Origin of the sequence: Actinoplanes aureus (assembly GCF_015704865.1) — a bacterium.
In the GTDB taxonomy this organism is placed as follows: Bacteria; Actinomycetota; Actinomycetes; order Mycobacteriales; family Micromonosporaceae; genus Actinoplanes; species Actinoplanes aureus.
Genome location: NZ_JADQTO010000029.1, coordinates 1 through 19,215 on the forward strand (window position 1 = coordinate 1; position 19,215 = coordinate 19,215).

Annotated in this window: 17 protein-coding genes; 8 read left to right on the plus strand and 9 right to left on the minus strand. The window is 70.8% G+C overall.

The features are described 5' to 3' along the window. Positions 1 to 88: 88 nt before the first annotated feature. The 4 genes from I4J89_RS39930 to I4J89_RS39945 form a co-directional block, all read right to left on the minus strand. A complete protein-coding gene (locus I4J89_RS39930; protein ID WP_196419409.1) occupies positions 89 to 2,674 on the minus strand; it encodes a lipopolysaccharide biosynthesis protein in 2,586 nt (861 codons plus the stop codon). A 248-nt stretch (positions 2,675 to 2,922) separates the two neighbouring features. Beyond that, positions 2,923 to 4,083 carry a magnesium and cobalt transport protein CorA gene (locus I4J89_RS39935; RefSeq protein ID WP_196419410.1) on the minus strand — a complete coding sequence of 387 codons (1,161 nt, stop codon included), beginning with the start codon at positions 4,081 to 4,083 and terminating at the stop codon, positions 2,923 to 2,925. A 57-nt stretch (positions 4,084 to 4,140) separates the two neighbouring features. Further along, complete coding sequence (locus tag I4J89_RS39940) at positions 4,141 to 4,878, minus strand: ABC transporter permease (protein WP_196419411.1); 738 nt, start codon at positions 4,876 to 4,878, stop codon at positions 4,141 to 4,143. Between the two features lie 2 nt (positions 4,879 to 4,880). Then, positions 4,881 to 5,825, minus strand: a complete 945-nt coding sequence (locus tag I4J89_RS39945) for an ABC transporter ATP-binding protein (RefSeq protein ID WP_230860415.1) — start codon at positions 5,823 to 5,825, stop codon at positions 4,881 to 4,883. Between the two features lie 62 nt (positions 5,826 to 5,887). Between I4J89_RS39945 and I4J89_RS39950 the strand changes: the two genes are divergently transcribed. After that, on the plus strand, positions 5,888 to 6,841 hold the full coding sequence (locus I4J89_RS39950) for a helix-turn-helix transcriptional regulator (protein WP_196419412.1): 954 nt from the start codon (positions 5,888 to 5,890) through the stop codon (positions 6,839 to 6,841). Positions 6,842 to 6,956: 115 nt separating this feature from the next. Here I4J89_RS39950 and I4J89_RS39955 read toward each other — a convergent pair whose 3' ends face one another. Next, positions 6,957 to 7,463, minus strand: a complete 507-nt coding sequence (locus tag I4J89_RS39955) for a GNAT family N-acetyltransferase (RefSeq protein ID WP_196419413.1) — start codon at positions 7,461 to 7,463, stop codon at positions 6,957 to 6,959. Beyond that, positions 7,456 to 7,977 carry a GNAT family N-acetyltransferase gene (locus tag I4J89_RS39960; RefSeq protein ID WP_309238680.1) on the minus strand — a complete coding sequence of 174 codons (522 nt, stop codon included), beginning with the start codon at positions 7,975 to 7,977 and terminating at the stop codon, positions 7,456 to 7,458. Before I4J89_RS39960 ends, I4J89_RS39955 begins: the two co-directional genes overlap by 8 nt. Before the next feature lie 89 nt (positions 7,978 to 8,066). Between I4J89_RS39960 and I4J89_RS39965 the strand changes: the two genes are divergently transcribed. Continuing rightward, complete coding sequence (locus I4J89_RS39965) at positions 8,067 to 9,470, plus strand: beta-N-acetylhexosaminidase (protein ID WP_309238681.1); 1,404 nt, start codon at positions 8,067 to 8,069, stop codon at positions 9,468 to 9,470. A 4-nt stretch (positions 9,471 to 9,474) separates the two neighbouring features. On the opposite strand, the gene I4J89_RS39970 is transcribed toward I4J89_RS39965, so the two are convergent. Next, complete coding sequence (locus tag I4J89_RS39970; RefSeq protein WP_196419416.1) at positions 9,475 to 10,677, minus strand: cytochrome P450; 1,203 nt, start codon at positions 10,675 to 10,677, stop codon at positions 9,475 to 9,477. Positions 10,678 to 10,766: 89 nt separating this feature from the next. Between I4J89_RS39970 and I4J89_RS39975 the strand changes: the two genes are divergently transcribed. Together I4J89_RS39975 and I4J89_RS39980 are read left to right on the plus strand one after the other, a co-directional pair. After that, positions 10,767 to 12,650, plus strand: a complete 1,884-nt coding sequence (locus I4J89_RS39975; protein ID WP_196419417.1) for a M48 family metallopeptidase — start codon at positions 10,767 to 10,769, stop codon at positions 12,648 to 12,650. A gap of 150 nt (positions 12,651 to 12,800) precedes the next feature. After that, entirely contained in the window at positions 12,801 to 13,247 is a 447-nt protein-coding gene (locus I4J89_RS39980) for a hypothetical protein (protein WP_196419418.1), read from the plus strand. Between the two features lie 32 nt (positions 13,248 to 13,279). Here I4J89_RS39980 and I4J89_RS39985 read toward each other — a convergent pair whose 3' ends face one another. Both I4J89_RS39985 and I4J89_RS39990 read right to left on the minus strand, forming a co-directional pair. Beyond that, positions 13,280 to 14,197: a hypothetical protein gene (locus I4J89_RS39985; RefSeq protein ID WP_196419419.1), complete on the minus strand. Its 918-nt coding sequence runs from the start codon at positions 14,195 to 14,197 to the stop codon at positions 13,280 to 13,282. Between the two features lie 11 nt (positions 14,198 to 14,208). Then, complete coding sequence (locus I4J89_RS39990) at positions 14,209 to 14,868, minus strand: hypothetical protein (RefSeq protein WP_196419420.1); 660 nt, start codon at positions 14,866 to 14,868, stop codon at positions 14,209 to 14,211. A 306-nt stretch (positions 14,869 to 15,174) separates the two neighbouring features. Here I4J89_RS39990 and I4J89_RS39995 point away from each other — a divergent pair, with 306 nt between their 5' ends. Genes I4J89_RS39995 through I4J89_RS40010 form a run of 4 tightly spaced genes read left to right on the plus strand, consistent with a single transcriptional unit; the run spans position 15,175 to position 19,213 of the window. Then, complete coding sequence (locus I4J89_RS39995; RefSeq protein ID WP_196419421.1) at positions 15,175 to 17,838, plus strand: sensor histidine kinase; 2,664 nt, start codon at positions 15,175 to 15,177, stop codon at positions 17,836 to 17,838. Continuing rightward, positions 17,835 to 18,257, plus strand: coding sequence for a roadblock/LC7 domain-containing protein (locus I4J89_RS40000; protein WP_196419524.1), 423 nt, complete (start codon positions 17,835 to 17,837; stop codon positions 18,255 to 18,257). The genes I4J89_RS39995 and I4J89_RS40000 overlap by 4 nt, the downstream gene beginning before the upstream one ends. Continuing rightward, positions 18,247 to 18,633 carry a DUF742 domain-containing protein gene (locus I4J89_RS40005; RefSeq protein WP_196419422.1) on the plus strand — a complete coding sequence of 129 codons (387 nt, stop codon included), beginning with the start codon at positions 18,247 to 18,249 and terminating at the stop codon, positions 18,631 to 18,633. The genes I4J89_RS40000 and I4J89_RS40005 overlap by 11 nt, the downstream gene beginning before the upstream one ends. After that, positions 18,614 to 19,213: a GTP-binding protein gene (locus tag I4J89_RS40010; RefSeq protein ID WP_196419423.1), complete on the plus strand. Its 600-nt coding sequence runs from the start codon at positions 18,614 to 18,616 to the stop codon at positions 19,211 to 19,213. The genes I4J89_RS40005 and I4J89_RS40010 overlap by 20 nt, the downstream gene beginning before the upstream one ends. Positions 19,214 to 19,215 lie beyond the last annotated feature (2 nt).

A 19,215-nucleotide genomic window follows, 5' to 3' on the forward strand; every position in this document is an offset into this window, starting at 1 on the left:
CCGCGCGTCGTTTATGAATACCCGATGTGCGGGTTAGCGAGAAAGCGCCCGGCCGGCCGGGGGGCAGTCCGGCCGGGCGCCGTCCGGATCAGCGATGCGCCATGATGAGCCCGGCCGGGTCGTAGCAGACCACGTCCAGGGCGCGGGCGATCAGCGCCGGGTCGTAGGTGGTGGCGTGGAACGTCGCCTCCAGGTGCAGGACCCCGTTCATCTCGCTGGTGGTCAGCGTGATCCCCTCGGGCCCGTTGAGCGTCGGGACGCTCTGGTTGACCCGGCCCGCCGGCTCGACCGCCCACGGCAGGTCGCCGAGCACGTCGTGCCGCCCCTGGTTGCTGAAGGTGAGCTGCGGCCGGGGCTCGACCGGGCCCTCGGTGGGGTACGGGTCCGGCATGCCCGGCGCACCGGTCAGCATGATCTTGCCTTCGCGCAGCAGCATCATGGTGAGGATCCGGCCGGTGGCCAGCTCCGCCTTCAGCGTCTTGTGGATGGCGACCGGGTCGGTGAGGCTGGGCGGCGTCAGGAACGGCCCCTGGCAGAAGTTGCTGTCGATGCTGACGCCCTTGTCCAGGTAGCGGCGGGCGTCGGCGAGGAACGTGGCACCCCGCAGGTCCGGCCGGTAGCCGTGCTCGATCAGCGCCGCGGTGAACGCCGCGAAGGTGATGGCCGAGGTGGTGACGCCGGGCGCGTACTCGTCACGCCAGGCGCGCATCTGGCCGAGCACCCGCGCGGACCGGGCGGTGCGTACGGTCAGGCCGTCCTGCCACGGGCGGGTGGGCGCCGGCTCGGGGTGCGGCGGCCGCGCGAAGCTGAGGCCCGTCTTCCACCGGTCGGGGTGCAGACCGAACTGCTTCCACCAGGCCTTGACCAGCGCCGTGCGGTGCCGCACCGACGGGGCGATACGTGCCGCCCGCTGCTCGTACGCGGCCAGGACGATCTCCCGCACCAGCGTGTTCACCGGGCCCGCGTCGCCGTACGCGTGCGACACCTTCAGCGCGAAGTAGCCGCCGCCGACCAGGATCCGCACCGGGTGGTGCCCACGCGGCTCGGACTGGAGCTGCCGGGTCATCGCGTCGAAGTCCACCGGGCCGGGGCCGAGGTCGGTCACCGCCTCGTGCACGTACCGGGCGAACGACGCGCCGTCCATGTGCTGCCAGTTGGAGCCGTTCCGGTCCAGGCGGGAGACCGCGCGGTGGGTCGGGTCGGAGACGTGCAGGCCGATCAGCGCCTCGCGGACCCGCTCGGCGTTGACTCCGGTGAGCGGGCCGACCGTGCGGATGTACTCCAGCGGCAGCCATGCGCGCTCGCGCAGGGTGAGGCTGGTGGTGGACATGACGTTAACTCCCTCTGCTACCGCGGACATGTCGACGACGGGGGCGAAGACGACCTTCAGGACCATCGGCGCGACCAGCACCGTCTCGATCACCATCACGACGACCACCGCGGTGACCAGGTCGTTGAGGTCGCCCTTGCTGCCGCCCCACCAGGCGGCCAGCAACTCCGCCACGCCGGCGAAGACCGCGAAGATCGCGGCGCCGCGGAGCTTGTTCTGCACCCGGGAGATGGCCAGGAAGAAGTGGTGGAAGACGAACGGGATGTAGGACAGCGCCAGGATGGCGAGGGCGGTGCCGGCGGTCTCCGCGTACTCCGCGCCGAACAGCGACATGATGAAATCGGAGAGGAAGAACACCACCAGCGAGGCGGGCAGGCCGATCACGAGGCAGATCAGCAGGCCGACGCGTACCTTGCCGCGCAGCGCGGCCTTGTCGCCGGCGGTCACCGCGAAGAGGGTCAGCGCCACGTTGCCCGGCACCATGGCCAGGAACGAGAGCACCATGAACGCGGTGTAGAACGCGGCGTTCGCCTCGGCCGACAGGACCGCGGTCACCACCAGCGGCAGCGCTGCCCGCGGCAGGTAGGTCGCCAGGTTCAGCAGGTTGTGGTCGAAGGTCGCCTTGCCGCGGCCGCGCAACAGGTTCGCCCGGGGACGCAGCGAGTCGATCATGCCGCGCTTGCGGAGCGTCCGGTGCAGGATCACGGTCGACGCGACGATGCCGGCCACCCAGGTGAGCAGGATGCCGCCGCCGGTCAGCACGCCCGGCAGCAGCGCCACCAGGGCGAGGAGCACCAGCTTGATCACCGAGAACCAGGCGTTGCGCATCAGCTGGAGCGGGCCTTGCAGCAGGCCGACCATCGCCTCGTCGAGGACCAGGGTCATGGCGTTCAGCGCGATGCCGACGACCAGCAGCGCGGTCGCGGCGTTGCCGCCGAGCGCGTCCTGCAGGCTCGGGATCCACAGGTGGGCCAGCGCGACGTAGATCAGACCTCCGACGGTGGCCGCGGTGCCCGCGGTCAGCAGACAGGTCGAGATCAGGTCCCACTTGCCGCGGGCGATCGACGGCAGTTCGGCGATCAGCATGGTGCCCATGCCGAACATGCCGATCGTGCCGACCAGTGTCATCGCGGCCACTGCGGCGGAGGCCTGGCCGACCGCCTCGATCGGTGCCAGCTGGGCTGCCACCCACCAGTACGCGAAGCCGAACAGCGACGTGAGAAGCGTGGTCGCCATCAGGGATCCGGCGTTGAGGAAGAGGTCGACGTGACCCTTCAAGGCCGAGAAGATGCCGCCCTTGCCCGTCGACTCCGCGTGCTGCGGTGCGGCGTCGGTTGCCGTCACTAGGTACTCCCCCCAAAGATCGACGCAGTCAGCCAAACTAGTAACTAACCGTGTTCGTGCGCTAGGGCAAGGCGCCCGAGCTTCGCCGACCGTCCGGTGTGGAAACTAGCCGTATCGGTGGTTGACACGCACCGATGGGTTGACGAACCCCACCATGCTGGGGGTCTTTAACGCCGCTGTCACCCTTGATCGGGGCGCGTCGCGGCATTGTGACTTGCATCGCTATAACTGTGTGTGATCAATTTCGATCATAGCCAACCCGCTTGCTTGAGCCGCCGGTGGAGGCCGCCGCCGATCAGCGCCATGATGACGATCGAGGCGGCGAAACCGTACGGCGAGTCCAGCCCCGGCATCACGTCGAAGTTCATCCCGAAGATCCCGGCGATCACGGTGGGCACCGCGGCGATCGCGGCCCACGAGGCGATCTTGCGCATGTCGTGGTTCTGATCCACCGAGACCTGGGTCAGCCGGGCCTGGAGGATCGAGTTCAGCAGGTCGTCGAAGCCGGCCACCCGGTCCACCGCCCGGGCCAGCCGGCCGCGGACGTCCACCAGGTAGGGCCGTAGTCCGGTCGGCAACTCACGCATCTCCAGCAGTCGGGTCAGCGGGTCGGCGAGCGGCAGTACCGCGCGCTTGAACTCCACCATCTCCCGTTTGAGCTGGTAGATGTGCGCGAACTCGGAAGTGCGTACGGTGGCGAAGGTCTCCTCCTCGATCCGCTCGAGGTCGTGCTGCACATGATCGGAGACCTCCAGGTAGCTGTCCACCATCCGGCTGCCGACCGCGTACGCCACCGACCACGGACCCAGCCGCAGCACCTCCGGGCGCTGTTCCAGCTCCCGGCGCACCGCCCAGAGCGGGCCCACCGGGCCGTGCCGCACGGTGATCGCGAACCACGGGCCGATCAGCACCGTGACGTCGCCGGTTTCGACCACCTCCGAGGTGGCGGTGAGGTCGTCGTGCTCGACGTACCGCGCGGTGCGCAGGACGAGCCGGGTGACCTCGCCGACGGTCTCCACACCCGGCCGGTGCCCGCCCGAGACAGCCTGCTCGACAAGGAGGTGGTGCAGGCCGAACAACTCGGCCACCGCGCCCATGGTGGCCCGGTCCGGTTCGTGCAGGCCCAGCCAGACGAACGAGCCGCGCCGGCGGGCGAGCCGGGCGGCCTCGGGGTAGGGGATCTGTCCGGCCCCGCCGCGGCGTACCCCAGCGGTGTAGACCGCGCAGTCCACCACCGCGTCCGGATTGCCTCGGCGGGCGGCCGGCGCCGGCGTGGCCGGCTGGGTCAAGCTCTCCAGCAGCCGCCCGAGGGCCCGGGGGAAAGTGGGCAGAGCCGGCAGGACCGGCAGAGCGGGCCGCCGGGACTCGGCATCAGCCGAGCCGCGCCGCCCGCGTCGCCAACCGAGCATCGCCGCTACCTTTCTCCCGCACATTCGCTGCGAGAGAAAGGTAGCGGTCGCCGACCATCAGTCCGAGCGCTGCATGGCACGTACCCCGACGAAGAGGCCCAGCAGGGCCATGCCGGCGGCCGCGATCACACCCTCGACCGTGCCGCGCGTCAGGACGTCCCCCGAGAACAACGCGCGTTCCGCGTTCACCACGTACGTCATCGGGTTGAAGTGGGAGAGCGCGCGCAACCAGCCCGGACCGTTGTCGATCGGCAGCAGCACCCCGGCGAGCAGCAGCAACGGGAAGAGCAGCGTCTGCTGCACCGTCCAGAACAGCCACTCCTTGTTCTTCGAGGCCAGCGCGAGCGTGTAGGAGAGCGCGCCGAGACCGATGCAGAACCCGGCCAGGATGAGCAGGCCCAGCACGGCGCCGCCCAAGTGCAGCTCGAAGCCGAACGGGATGCAGACGACGACGATCAGCGCGGCCTGCGCGACCATCGGCACGATCTCCTTGAGTGCCCGCCCGATCAGCAGTGCCGGCCGCCGCAGCGGGGTGACCAGCATCCGTTCGTGCGAGCCGGTCTGCATCTCGAAGAGCAGGTTGGAGCCGGTCATCGAGGAGCCGAAGAGGCAGGACATCACGACGATCCCGGGGACGAACCATTGCAGCGACGACTCACCGGGTAGCAACGGCGCGAACAGCGCCAGAAAGAACAGTGGCTGGATCATCGAGAAGATCACCGAGAACGGGTCCCGGATGACCGGTCGCAGTTCCCGGCTGAAGACCACTCGGGTGTCGCTGACGAGCGAAGTCATGATCAGACCTCCACGGTCTCTTCGGCGCGGCCCTCGCGAAGGCTGCGGCCGGTCAGGGTCAGGAAGACGTCATCGAGCGTGGGGCGGGTGACCTCGATCGAGGAGACGGCGAGGCCGGCCGCGCTCAGGTCGTCGAGCAGCTTTGGGGCCTGTTGCGGGCCGTCCTCGGCGGTGACGCGTACCTCGGTGCCGTGCCGTTCGGCGTGTAGCGTGCGGGCCGCGGAGATCGCGTCGTGCTCGGCGGTGAAGCCGAGGATCACGTGGTCACCGACGTGCTTGGCCTTGAGCCGCTGCGGGGTGTCGTCCGCGATGATCCGTCCGTGGTCGATGACGATCACCCGCTCGGCCATCGAGTCGGCCTCGTCCAGGTAGTGCGTGGTGAGCACGATCGTGGTCTCCCGCGCTTCGCGCAGGCGCAGGATGTGCTCCTGGAGGTTGGCCCGGTTCTGCGGGTCCAGACCGGTGGAGGGCTCGTCGAGAAAGAGCAGCTCCGGCGAGTGGATCAGGCCCATCGCGATGTCCAGGCGGCGGCGCTGGCCGCCGGAGAGGGTGGAGACGGTACGGTCGGCGACGTCACCGAGCCCGAGAGAGTCGACCAGCTCGTTCGCCCGCTCCCGCGCCGGGCGGACCCGCATCCCGTACGCCCGGCCCTGGCTGACCAGCTCGTCGCGGCCCCGCTGGCTGTGCCCGGCGCCGTTGCCCTGTCCGATGTAGCCGATCCGCAGGCGTACCTCACGCTGTTGCCGTACGACGTCGAAGCCGCCGACCGAGGCGTTACCGGCGGTCGGCGGGATGAGGGTGGTCAGCATCCGCAACGTGGTCGACTTGCCGGCGCCGTTCGGCCCCAGCAGCGCCACCAGCTCGCCCCGCGCCACCGTCAGATTGATCCCGTCGACCGCGCGGACGTCCTTGAACTGCTTCGTCAGCTCTCGCGTCTCAATCATCATGTCAACGACGCTAAAGTTTTAAGCGGCCACTTTCTGACCGCAATGCGATGGAGTCTGGATTCATGGCGAATACGAGTGCTCGGATGCTGCGACTGCTGTCGTTGCTGCAGACCCACCGCTACTGGCCCGGCGGCGAGCTCGCCGAGCGTCTCGAGGTCAGCCCGCGCACGCTGCGGCGCGACGTGGACCGGCTGCGCGAGCTCGGCTACCCGGTGGACGCCGCCCGCGGCGTCGCGGGCGGCTATCAGCTCCAGGCCGGCGCGGCGGTGCCGCCGCTGCTGCTGGACGACGAGGAAGCGGTCGCGATCGCGGTCGGGCTGCGCAGCGCCGCCGCCGGCGCCGTGGCCGGTTTCGAGGAGACTTCGGTACGCGCACTCGCGAAGGTGATCCAGTTGCTCCCGCCCCGGTTGCGCCGCCGGATCGACGCGCTGCAAGCGGTCACCGCCCCCGGTGTGTTCGGCGGCGGCCCGACGCTGGACGCGGCGTCGCTGACCACGATCGCGATGGCGTGCCGGGGCGAGGAACGACTGCGGTTCGATTACACCCCGCGCGAGGGCGAGACGATGCGCCGGCACGTCGAGCCGCACCGGCTGGTCTCCCTCGGCCGCCGCTGGTACCTGGTCGCCTGGGACCTGGACCGGGGTGACTGGCGCAGTTTCCGGGTGGACCGGTTGACCGGCCCGGCCCTGACCGGTGCCCGGTTCCGTCCCCGGGACCTGCCCGGCGGCGACCCGGTGGCCTGGCTGCGGGCCCGGCTCGCCACCATCCCCAACCGCTACGACGTGTCGGTGCTGATCCACGCGCCGGCCGAGGTGGTCCGCTCCTTCGTCGGCCAATGGGCCGCGGTGGAGCCGCTGCCGGACGGATCGTCGCGCCTGCGGATGAGCGTCGACGACCTGGGCTGGCCGGTCATGCTGCTCGGGGTTCTCGCCGCACCGTTCACTGTGGAGTCGCCGGAGGAGCTCCGCGACCAGCTGCGCACGACCGGTGAAGCGCTGGTCCGTGGCGCGGCATGAGCCCAATATGGACGGACCGGCACCCCCGTGGCGCCGGTCCGCACAAAGAAGGTACCGACCGGGTGCGACACTTTCGCGTCACGTTTAAGCCCACGCTTATATAAAATTTCTTGAATCAGATCGGTCGGCGCAGGAGCCAGGATCGGTAGTCCTCGGCGCCGGTCGTGCCGTACGCCGGCCGCTCGCCCTCCTTGACGAAGCCGCGCGCCCGATAGAACGGGACGGCCAGCTCGTTTCCGGCCAGCGCGGCCACCCACATCTCGGTCGCGCCCTGCTCGCGGAGCTGCTCGGTGATCCGGTCCAGGAGCAGCGTGCCGAGCCCGCGCCCCCGTTCGCCCGGCTCCAGGTACAGGGTGAACAGCTCACCCGCGCCGGCGGTGGTGATGCCGCCGGCGGCGAAGCCGAGGACCCGGCCGTCGTGTTCGGCCACCTGATAGCCGAGCCAGTCCGGCGGGGTGGCCGCGATCGCCTTGCCGACCCGCTCCGGCCGGTAGAACTCGTCCAGCATCCGGTTCAGGTAATCGCTGCTCACCAGGCCGGCATAGGTCGCGTGGTACGCCCTCGCGCAGATGTCACAGATCGCTTCGACGTCCTCGTCCCGCGCAGCGCGCACCTCAGCCATGGGCGAAGGATAGGGTCCTTTGCCGGATATGGTCGTCGTGCCACTCGCGGCCGACCAGGAAGCGTTTCACCCCGACGATCTCGAAGCCGTGTCTGGCGTAGAACTTCGCGGCCCGGCTGTTCTGCTGATTCACCCCGAGCCAGCAGGACTCCGACCCGGTCCCGGCGGCCGCGGCGAGGGTCGCGGTCATCAGCGCGCCGGCCAGGCCGCTGCCGTGCCGCTCCGCCGCCAGATAGAACTTGCTCAGCTCGATGCTGGTCTTCTCGTCCACCACCGCGGCCACATCCGGGTCGGTGATCGGTCCGCGGACCAGCATCGAGTAGCCGGCCGGCTGATCGTCCGCGGACACAATCACGATGATCCGGTCCGGGTCGTCGAGGTAGCGGGCGAAGCTCTCCACCGACAGGTGCTCGGCGATGAAGGCGTCGATGTCCGCCTGCGCCGTTCCGGGCGGGCAGGCCAGCCCGAAGGTTCGGGCGGCTAGGTCGTGCAGCGGCTTCTCATCGCCGATCACGCCGTGACGTGTTTTATGGGGTGGCATGGGTTTTCCGCCGCGGGGCCAGCACGGTGATCGTCATGAGGAAACAGTTTAGAGTGTTCAGAGTGCGCGCCCAGACGAAGCAGCTCAGCGACGTGATCCCACTACCGGCCTCGGTGCGGCCGGACCCGGCCGTGACCTTCACGATCACTGCCGGCACGGCGGTAAGCGCAGTCGGCGAGGCCGCCGGTGTCGCCGCCCATCTGAACCTGCCGATCAGTGCGGACGGGTCCGTCCGCCTCCTCCTGGACGAGACGCTGGCGGCCGAGGCCTATCGGCTGGCGATCACGGCGGATTCGGTCACCTTGTCGGGCGGTTCGCCGCAGGGGCTGTTCTGGGGCGTGCAGACGGTGCTCCAGCTCGGCGAGGTGCTGCCGGGTGGCGTGATCGAGGACGCGCCCCGGTACGCGTACCGGGGCGCGATGCTGGACCTGGCCCGGCACTTCTTCACCGCCGCCGAGGTGAAGGCGCACATCGACCTGCTCGTCCAGTTCAAGATCAATCACCTGCATCTGCACCTCACCGACGACCAGGGCTGGCGACTGGAGATTCCCGGCTGGCCGCGGCTCACCGAGGTCAGCGGAGGTGCGGGCACCGGCGTGGACGGGACCGGGCCGGGCTTCCTCACGCTGGCCGAGTACGCCGACGTGGTCGCGTACGCCGCCGAACGGTTCGTCACGATCGTCCCGGAGATCGACATGCCGGGGCACGTGAACGCGGTGCATGTGGCGTACCCGGAACTGACCGCCGACGGTCAGGCGGTGGCGCCGCGCACCGACGCCGAGGTCGGCTACAGCTCGCTGGTCGCCGGCATGGAGGAGACGTACGCCTTCGTCGAAGACGTGATCAAGACGGTCGCCGACCTGACCCCCGGCCCCTACCTGCACATCGGCGGCGACGAGTGCCTGTCCACGCCGCCGGAGGACTACCGCACCTTCCTGGCCCGGGTGCTCCCGCTCCCCGGCAAGTACGGCAAGCGGGCGGTCGGCTGGCACGAGATCGCCGCGGCCGACCTGCCGGAGACCGCGGTCGTCCAGTTCTGGCGGATCGAGGGCGACGAGCCGAACGTGACCCGGGCCGCCGCGGCCGGACGGCAGGTCATCATGGCGCCGGCCGACCGTACCTATCTGGACATGAAGTACGACGCGGACACCCGGCTCGGCCTGGACTGGGCCGGTCACCTGAGTGTCGAGCGGGCGTACGACTGGGACCCGGCCGACCGGCTGCCCGGCGTCGGCGAGGAGGCACTGCTCGGGGTCGAGGCGCCGCTCTGGTCGGAGACGCTGCGCAGCGTGGCGGACGTGCAGTACCTGACGCTGCCCCGGCTGCCGGCCATCGCCGAGGTGGCCTGGTCGCCCCGGGGCAGCCGGGACTGGGAGTCGTTCCGGGCCCGGCTCGCCGCCTTCGGCCCGCGCTGGGACGCCGCCGGCATCGCCTACCACCGCTCCGCCGAGATCGACTGGCCCTGACCGGTCAGGGCACCACGATCTCGATGCCGCTTCTGGGCCGGGCCGGGATCCGGCTCAGGTCGATGTCGGGGTTCTGTGGCGGCAGGTAGTAGTTCAGGCGCGCCAGCCGCTGGACGAGCGTGCCCAGCACCGCGATCGTGACCTTCTCGCCGGGGCAGCGGTGCCCGGTCCGCGGATCTCCGCCGCCCTGCGGGATCAGGTCGAAGTCGCCGATCTCCCGGCCCAGGAAGCGGTCCGGGCGGAACGCGTACGGGTCCTCCCAGAGAGCCGGATCGTGGTGCTGGCCGTAGATGTCGAGCAGCACCAGCGTCCCGGCCGGGATCGGCTCACCCTGGAAGAAGAGGTCACGGGTCGCCCGTCCGCCGAGGAACGGTGCGAACGGGTAGAACCGGCGCAGTTCGTGCACGAACGCCCGGGTGTATTCGTCGTCGTCCCGCAGTCGTGACACGTGTCGTGGCCAGCGGTCCAGCGCGTGCGCCGCGAAGGCGACGAACCAGGCCACCGCCGTGGTCGGCCGGATGATGTTGAGCAGTTCCACGGCCGCGGTGCGCGGGTTCAGGAGCCCGTACTCGTCGGTGTGGTGCGCGACGACCGACAGGGGTTCCGGGGACGCCTCGGTTTCGCGTACCGTCGAAATGATCTTAGAAAAGCGCCGCTCCTGCCGCTGTCGCGCGGCCAGGGCCCGCGCGGCGCGCGGCCCCACCGTGGCGAAGCCGTCCGCCATCGCGACCAGATCGCGGGCCAGGGCATTCACCTCGGAGTCCGCCACCGGTACGCCCACCCAGCGGGTCACCGCCCTCGCGATGATCCGCGCCACCTCGTCGAACAGGACGACCGGATTGTCGCCCCGCCACCCCTCGGCCGCCTCGTCGAACGCCTCGCCGGCGAGTTTGGCCAGCGTGTCGATGCCGTCGCCGAGCAGCAGGTGGGTGAAGAGCAACTTGCGGAGCCGATGCGGCCCGCCGTCCAGGGTGTGCACGGCGCCCACGCCGAAGAGCGTGCGCACCATCAGGGCGGGCAGCGCGGTGTGCCGTTCCAGATTCCCGTCGGCGTAGAAGAACCGTGCCGCGGAGGGCCCGCAGATGCCGACCGCCGGCTGCCCCATGATCCGGGTCCGAACCGGGCCGCCGTGCGCGCGGCGGCGCAGATCGGGCAGCCAGGCGTACCCCTTGAGAGCGACGGCGAGGGTCTGATCGAGGTCGGCCATGTCGCTCGTATATCCCGCTGCGCGGGTGCGAAACGGACGCGCCTGGTTTCGGCACCTACGCTAGGGCCGATGTGCGGGAGGAGTACGGCTTGAGCAACGGTGCACGAGCGGCCAGGGTGTCGGCCGCGGCCCTGGCCGGGTTCCTGCTCGTCGCGGGACTCCAGTTGGCTGTGGTGCTGCTGGTCCTTTGGACGGCGCTCACGCTGCTGCCGAGCGCCGTCGCGCTCCGTGCCGGGGTTCCGCTGAGCATCGCCACGTTCGGTGCCGCCGGATACGCGACCTGGCGTGCCCTGCACACCCGGCGCCGCGTGCCGGCCGGGGTGGCGGTCACCCGCGACGACGCTCCGCGACTCTGGGAACTGGCCGACAAGGCCGCCGGTGCGGCCGGAGTGCGCCCGCCGGATTCGCTGACCGTGGTGGCCGACGCCACCGCGGTGCTCGGGGAACGGACCCGGCTGCTCGGCCTGATCGGCGGCCGCCGTGACCTGTATCTCGGCCTGCCGCTGCTGATGGCCTGGGATCCGGACCGGTTGCGCGCCGTGGTCGCGCACGAACTGGCGCACACCTCGCCCCGGCTGAGCCGGTGGGCTCCGGTCGCGTACCGCGGCCGGGTGGCCGTGAGCCGGATCGTGCCGCGCATCTCCCGGCGCAACCCGGCGGGGGCGGTGCTGCGCGCCTACGCCGGCTGGTACCGGCGAATCGAAGCGCCGTTCAGCCGGGCTCAGGAGCTGGCCGCCGACCGGATCGCCGCCGAGCACGCCGGCGTGGCGCCGGCGGTCGCGGCACTGCGCGACCTGCCGGCGCTGGCCGGGATGCAGCGGCTGTTCCACGCCGAATATCTCGGGCCGGGATGGCAGGCGGGGTACGTTCCGGACGACGTCTTCGGAGGGCTGCTGCGGGTGCTGGCCGCGCGTGCCGTGGAACTGACCCGGCTGCGGGCGCAGGACCCCGAGCCGTCCGGGCCGTGGGATCCGCATCCGCCGTTGGGGGAGCGGCTGGCGGCTCTGGCGCCCTCGCCCGACGGTGAGGAGCCGGCGGAGGCCGGTGAGCCCGCTGTCGCGGAGAACGCCGAACCGGCCGAAGAGCTGGTGCCTGACCTGCCCAAACTCGGGCGGGCGCTGCAAGCGGTGGCGTTCCCGCCCGGCGGGCGTACCGTCGTGTCCTGGTCCGAGTTTCTCAGCCTGGCGCGTACCGCCGAGATGGAGCGGGAGGCGGAGGCCACGCTGGCCACCATCTCGCGAGCGGTCGGCGCTCCGGTGCCCGGCCCGGAGCGGGTGCTGGAACTCGCCGGCGACGGCCGGCTGCGGGAGGCGGCCGGCACGCTCTTCCCGGACTTGTCGCCGGAGGAGACCACCGGGCGCGTCGTCGACCTGCTCGGCCTGATGCTGGCCCTCGCCGCGCTGCGCAGTGGAGTCGTCCGGTGGCGGCACAGCTGGACCGGCGCGGCCGAGGTGGTCGGGGTGGACGGCGCGTACCTGAATCTCGCCGAGCTGGCCGTGGCCGCCGCCGATCCGGCCACCACCCAGTCCGTCCGTGAGTATCTGGAGAAGATCGGTGTGGACCTGGCCGCGCCGGCGGGTGGCGCGGGACCGGCCCGCGCCCAGGTGCTCGGCGGTCTGGTCAACCTCTCCGCGGACGGGAAGCGGACCGACCTGCTGATCACCGATCTCGGTCTGTACCTGGTGCCCGGCCTGCCCCGTGGCCGGACCGCCGAGGCCCGGCGCCGGCTCGGCCGGATCGCCGCCGCGGGGATCCCGGCGTCGGCCAGCACGCCGGCCGACGCCGACGGCCGGTTCCTGCCGTTCGTCGACGTGGCGTCGCTGACCACGAAGCCGGGGCGCCGCCGGGGCTGGGTGATCGGCCTGCGCGACGGTGGAAGCGTGACCCTGCGCCCGGCGCTCGACACCGAGGAACTGCCCGGCGGCTGGTCGGCCTGGGAAGACGCGGCCGCCTTCCTGAGCGGAACCCGCTGATCCTCCAGTCTCATCCACGACGGATGAGCAACCATTACGTCACTTTGGGTCACAATAACCTCAGCGATTGTTCGCTTCGGTGTCTACGCAATTGGGTAGCACGGGTGCCGGGGAGGCGCGACGATCGTCTCGGAGGCGGGGAGGGCGCTCATGGAACGAGGTCCACTGGCGCTTTTCGGAGCCATCGTGGCGATCGGTCTCGGTCCGGCCCTCTGGCTGGGCGCCCAATTGGGCACGGTGAAACTCGCTCCGGACGAGCGTCCGGCCACCGTCGGCGAGCAGGTTCCGGACACCGGGACCGAGCTGGATTTCGGCGGGGCGGGTGCGGGTGACTCGCCGGAGACCGCGGATCCGGTGACGCGTTACCCGATTCCGCCGGCCGATTCCCGTACTCTCCGCACCACCACGAAATCGCCGGCCGACCCGGTGGTCGAGTTCACCCCGAGTCGCTCGGTGAGCCCGTCCGCCTCGCCGTCGATCAGCGAGCCGGCGCCGTCGCCGTCGGTGTCGCCCAGCGCGCCGTCCGCGGACCCCGAGCCGTCCGGGCCGCCCACCGGGGACGATCCGGACGTCGAGCCGACCTTCCCGCAGGACTGATGAGGGAGCCCCGGCCGGGGCTCCCTTCTCGTTCAGAGGCCGAGTAGCCGGTCCAGGATGTCCCGGTAGCTGCGCAGCTCCACGCGGAGCGCCTCGGTGTCGTCGCTGCCCTTGGACAGCGAGCCACGCTGGTCCCGGAGCGCGCTGGTGAGCTTGTCGACCGCCTCGTCCACCAGGCCGGCCGCCTCCGCGGTGGCACCCTTCGGGTCGTCGACGAAGCGCAGCTGCACGTCGCGCCACCGTTCCCGCAGGGCCTCGGTGTCGGCGGTCGGGAAGAACGCCGGCGGGCCGGCCGGCGTGGCCTTCTCGTGCTGATCCTTCTCGGTCTTGGTCTCGGGCCGGGTCTCATCGGCGAGCTTCGGGTCGTCGAACGTGCCGCGGTCCTCCAGGGCCAGATCGACGGCGGCCTCTTCGGACGCCTTCTCCGGCACCCTCTCGGACACCTTCGGGTCGTCGAACGTGCCGTGATCCTCGAGGGCGACGTCGACGGGGGTCTCGTCGGCGGGCTTGTCGTGGCCGGGCTCGTCGCGGTCGGCCTTGTCGTGGTCGGCCTTGTCGTGGTCGGCCTTGTCGTCGGTCGTGGTGGAGCTCAGCGGCACGGTCCGATCGACGTCGTCCGCGTGCCGGGCGTCGCCGATCGGAACGGTCTGGTCGTCCGCCACGCCGGACGCCGCGTCCGTGGTGCGGTCGGTGGGCCGGGGCCCGGCTTCCTGCGGGCCGGCGGCGGCCGACGCGGCGACCGCGCCGCCCACAGTGGACGCCCCGAACGCCGTCGGCTGCGGTGCGGGCTCGTGGACCGGCGGCCGGTCCGCGCCCTCGGCCGGCGCGTGCTGCCACGGTGAACCGGCACGCTGGGCCGGAACGGCCACCGGCTCGGACTGCACGGTGCCGTCCCGGTCCTCGGGGTCCCGCTCGTCGTTGTCCTTGGCCTCGTTGGAGAAGAAGCGCATCGTCAAGCTCCTCAGCGGCTGGTGGCGTCGGGGCGAGTACGCGTGACGCCGGGATCGGTGGTGGTGTCCTCTGTGTCGTCCACGTTACGGCGGGGTGCGGGTGCGGTGGTTTCCTCGGCGGCCGGGCCGTTGTGCGCCACCGGGTCCTCACCGAGCAGATCGGCGAAGAGCGCCCGGTAGTGGACCAGGGCCTGCCGCAGGTCCTCGGTCTCGGCCTCGTCGCTCTTGCTGCGCCGGCTGATGTCGTGCGCGGCGCGGTAGTGCTCGAGGGTGGAGGCGTGCTCCACGGACAGGTTGGCGAGGCGTTCGTCGTAGTCCCCGGTGGGGTAGCCACGCTCGGCGATCAGCCTGGTGACCAGCTCGTCGGCGGTCTCGACCGCCTCCTTCGGGTTGTCCACGAAGCGGATCTGGACTTCCTCCCAGGCGGCGGAGTACTTGGAGCGCGACTCCGCGGACAGGGGCTTGAGTTCGAGTTGCGCGTGCCGCTTGGTGCGCTCGAGCAGTTCCTTCTCGGCCTCGGTGCGGTTGCCGGTGTCGGCGACCACCCGGTCGTACTCGGGCCCGAAGGTCTGCTGGAGCTTGCGGCGCCGCGCGGCCCGGACACCGAGGGCGATCGCGGCCAGCGCCAGTAGGACGACGACGATCAGGACGATGGTGACGGTGGCGGACATCAGGTTCCTCCTTCTTCCGTAGGAGGTATTCCCACTGGGTACCAGCCGCCAATCCCATCACTCTGGGTCACCGTTACGGCGTTGTCACATGGCTGACCGTCGTACAAAAAGATCGCATGCCAATCTGCCAGGGCAAACGGGATGGAAGCCCAGCATCTGATACAGCGCGGAACTAGCTGAGACGGACGTCATTACGTATTCTGCCGAAGCGCATGAGTCAGGCGTGGCAGCCGTCGCATTCTGATCGCCTCGTCACGGCCGGCCAGGCGTTGATCGTTTCCTACCGAACCCCTCGGGCGGAGCCTGATGAGAAGTCACAACTGGTCGATCCGTTCGAAGATCATCGCGATGGTCGCGGTGCCGCTCTCGGCACTGCTCGCGCTCTGGATCTTCGCAACAGTGGTGACTTCCGGCCCGGCACTCACCCTGCTGGAGGCTCGCGAGGCCGTGCACCGGCTCGGTGACCCAGGGCTGCAATTGATCATGCAGGTGCAGCGGGAGCGGCACTTCTCCGCCGCCTACCTGGCCGTCCGTAAATCGGAGTCGAGCGATCTGGCCCAGCAGCGGGTGGCAACCGACAAGGCGATCGCCGCCTTCCGCGACTCCGCCGGCAAAGCCGACCTGGACGAGGCGGTCCGGGCCGAAGTGGCCGAACTGGACACCAAGCTCGGCGGGTTGCGTGAGATCCGCGCCCGGATCGACGCCCGGGACATCGACGTGCTCGGCCAGATGGAGTATTTCAACGGCGTGGCCGACCTCGGGTTCGACGTCTCCCGCACCGCTGCGATCTTCTTCAGCGAGCGGGTCGACCGGGAGGTCCGCGGTGTCATCAGCGCGTTCCGCGGCCAGGAGTACCTGAGCCGGGCCGACGCTCTGATGGCGGCGGCCGCGGCGGCGGGCCGTATCGACGGCGTCTCGCGCCGCGAGCTGATGGAGAACCTCAGCACCTCGCGGTACCTGCTGGAGGCCGGTGTCGCCGACATGCCGGTCGGCGTGCAGGGCGACTTCTCCAGACTGGTGATGAGCCCGACCCTGCTCGAGCTCACCCGGATGCAGAACGCGCTGATCGAGGACAGCTACATCGGCGGGCCGACGCCGATCTCGGGTGCTCAGTGGCAACCGGTCTACGACCAGGCGACGCAGGACCTGACCGCGTTCCAGTTGCGAGCGGTCGAGCAGATCGCCGAGGACGCCACGCCGCTAGCCGCGAGCGTGCTGCTCTGGCTGGCCGTCGCCGGCCTGCTCGGTCTCGCCGCCCTGATCGTCTCGGTCTTCGTCTCGGTACGGTTCGGCCGCTCGATCGTCGGCCGCCTGATCCGGCTGCGGCGCGAGGCCCTGGAGATGGCCTCCGAGCGACTGCCCTCGGTGGTCCGGCGGCTGCAACGCGGCGAGGCGGTCGACGTCGAGGTCGAGACACCGCCGCTGGAGTACGGCCGGGACGAGATCGGCCAGCTCGGTCACGCCTTCAACGACGTGCAGCGTACGGCCGTGCAGTCCGCGGTCGAGGAGGCGAACGTCCGGCGCGGCATCAACGAGGTGTTCCTCAACATCGCCCGGCGCAGCCAGACGCTGCTGCACCGCCAGCTCTCCCTGCTCGACCGGATGGAGCGCCGGGAGACCGAGCCGCAGGAGCTCGAGGACCTGTACCGGGTCGACCACCTCGCCACCCGGATGCGGCGGCACGCCGAGGACCTGGTCATCCTCGCCGGTGCGGCGCCGGGCCGGGGCTGGCGCAACCCGGTGCCGGTGATCGACGTGGTGCGCGGCGCGATCAGCGAGGTGGAGGACTACAAGCGGGTCGACATCCGCTCGGTGAACTCGTCCGCGATCGTCGGCCGGTCGGTGGGAGACGTGATCCACCTGCTCGCCGAGCTGATCGAGAACGCCGCGTCGTACTCGCCGCCGCACACCCGGGTGCAGGTCGTGGGCCAGGTGCTGCCGAACGGCTACGCGATCGAGATCGAGGACCGCGGGCTCGGGATGAGCCCGGAGGCGCTCGAGGAGGCGAACCGCCGTCTCGCCGAGCCACCGGACTTCGACCCGACCGACAGCGCGCGGCTGGGTCTGTTCGTCGTCGCCCAGCTGGCGAACCGGCACCAGATCCGGGTGTCGCTGCGAGCCTCCGGGTACGGCGGAATCACCGCCATCGTGCTGATCCCCGGCGAGCTGGTGACCGCCGCACCCGGCCCGGCCGTGCCGGTGGGGTCCGGTGGCGTACCGCAGCCGGCTCTGAACGGCCCGCTCGTCGGGTCGGGCAGCGACGACCCGGCGCGGCATTCGCTTGCCGCTCTGCAATGGCAGGGCGGCGAGGAGCTGCGCCAGGTGACCGTGGCCGGGCGGCGCGCCGAGGCCGACCCGGCGCCGGAGGAGGCGACGACCCAGTCCGGTTCGCACGCGGCCACCGGCGAGATCGGCGGGCCCTCGCCGAGCCTGGTCGCCGCCGAGTTGAGTCCGGACGGGCTGGTCCAGCGGCGGCGGGTCCGTCGCCGGAGCGAGCCACCGGCCGACCTGTCGCCGGACGCGATTCCAGCGCCGCGGGCGGTGCCGCGCAACTCGGCCCCCGCGGCACCGATGGAACCGCTGCCCCCGGCGCCGCTTCCGGAGGCCGTCGACGCGGACGGGCTGCCCAAGCGGGTCCGCCAGGCCAACCTGGCACCGCAGCTGCGCCAGCCGGTGGTGCAGCCGGAGTCGAGTGCGCCGGCGCGCTCCCCGGAGCAGGTCCGCTCGCTGATGAGCGCCCTGCAAATGGGTACCACCCGGGGCCGCGTCGACGCCTCCCGCGTCGCCTCCGCGGACCAGCCCGAGATCCCGGGCAATGGAGTGATCCCCGAGGCGGCTACCGTCAGCATCCCGGCCTTCGTCGATGTCGCGACGGCGCGGGACAACGCACCATCCGGGACCGAGGCGGGTGCGGCCGGCGACCGTGCCGCGGGTCCCGCGGAGAACCTCAGGCTGGAGAAGGACGCATAGTGGCAACGACGAAGCAGAGCGCGAACCTCACCTGGCTCCTCGACGACCTCGTCGAACGGGTGCCAACCGCGCAGCAGGCGGTGGTCCTCTCGGCCGACGGGCTCATGCTGGGTTGTTCCGCGGCGATGAGCCGCGAGGACGCCGAGCACCTCTCGGCCATGGCGGCCGGTTTCCAGAGCCTGGCCAAGGGCGCGAGCCGGCATTTCCGGGCGGGTCAGGTACGCCAGACGGTGGTCGAGATGGAGGAGGCCTTCCTCTTCGTCACGGCCGCCGGGCAGGGCGCCTGCCTCGCCGTGCTGGCCTCCGCCGACGCCGATCTGGGCCTGATCGCCTACGAGATGGCGATGCTGGTGACCCGGGTGGGACAGATCATGAGCGCTCCGGAGCGGACGGTCCTAGCACCGTCCGATGCCCTCTGAGCAGCCGCGGGTGAATCACGACTGGCTGGACAACGACGCGGGGCCGGTGGTTCGTCCGTACGCGATGACCCAGGGCCGGGTCGCTCCCTCGGGGGGCGACTTCGACCTGGTCGCCTTCGTCGTGGCCACGGTTCCCGACATGCCGCTCGGCCCGCAGCTGCAACCTGAGCACCACGCCATCGTGGCTGCCGCGTGGGAGCCGATCTCCGTGGTTGAATTGGCGTCCCAACTGGACCTCTCCATCGGCGTGGTCCGCGTGTTCCTCGGTGACCTACGCTCAGCGGGCCTCATCTCGCTGTACGAACCTCCGGCGGCCACGCAGCCGCACGACGTCGACGTACTCAAGGCGGTTGTCAATGGACTCCGTGCGCTCTGACCGCAACGGCGGCTCGTCGCGCATTCCCGTCGCCCTCAAGATTCTCATCGCCGGTGGGTTCGGGGCGGGCAAGACGACGATGGTCGGATCGGTCAGCGAGATCCGGCCACTCCAGACCGAGGAGGTCCTCACCGGCGCCGAGGGTGCCGATGACGTCTCCGGCGTGGAGGGCAAGACCACCACGACCGTGACGATGGACTTCGGCCGGATCACCATCACCGAGGACCTCCAGCTCTACCTGTTCGGCACGCCCGGCCAGGACCGGTTCTGGTTCCTCTGGGACGAGCTGTCGCAGGGCGCGCTGGGCGCCGTGGTGCTCGCCGACACCCGCCGGCTGGCCGACTGCTTCCCGTCGATCGACTACTTCGAGCAGCGGGGTACGCCGTTCGTCGTGGCGGTGAACTGCTTCGACACCCACCACCGGTTCGCGCCGGAGGCGGTGGCCCGCGCCCTAGACCTCGACCCGGGTGTGCCGGTCGTGCTCTTCGACGCCCGCGACCAGGTGGCGGCCCGCAACGTGCTGATCGAACTGGTGGAGTACGTGGCCCGGCGTCAGCTCACCTCCGCCGGGCGCCGCTGACG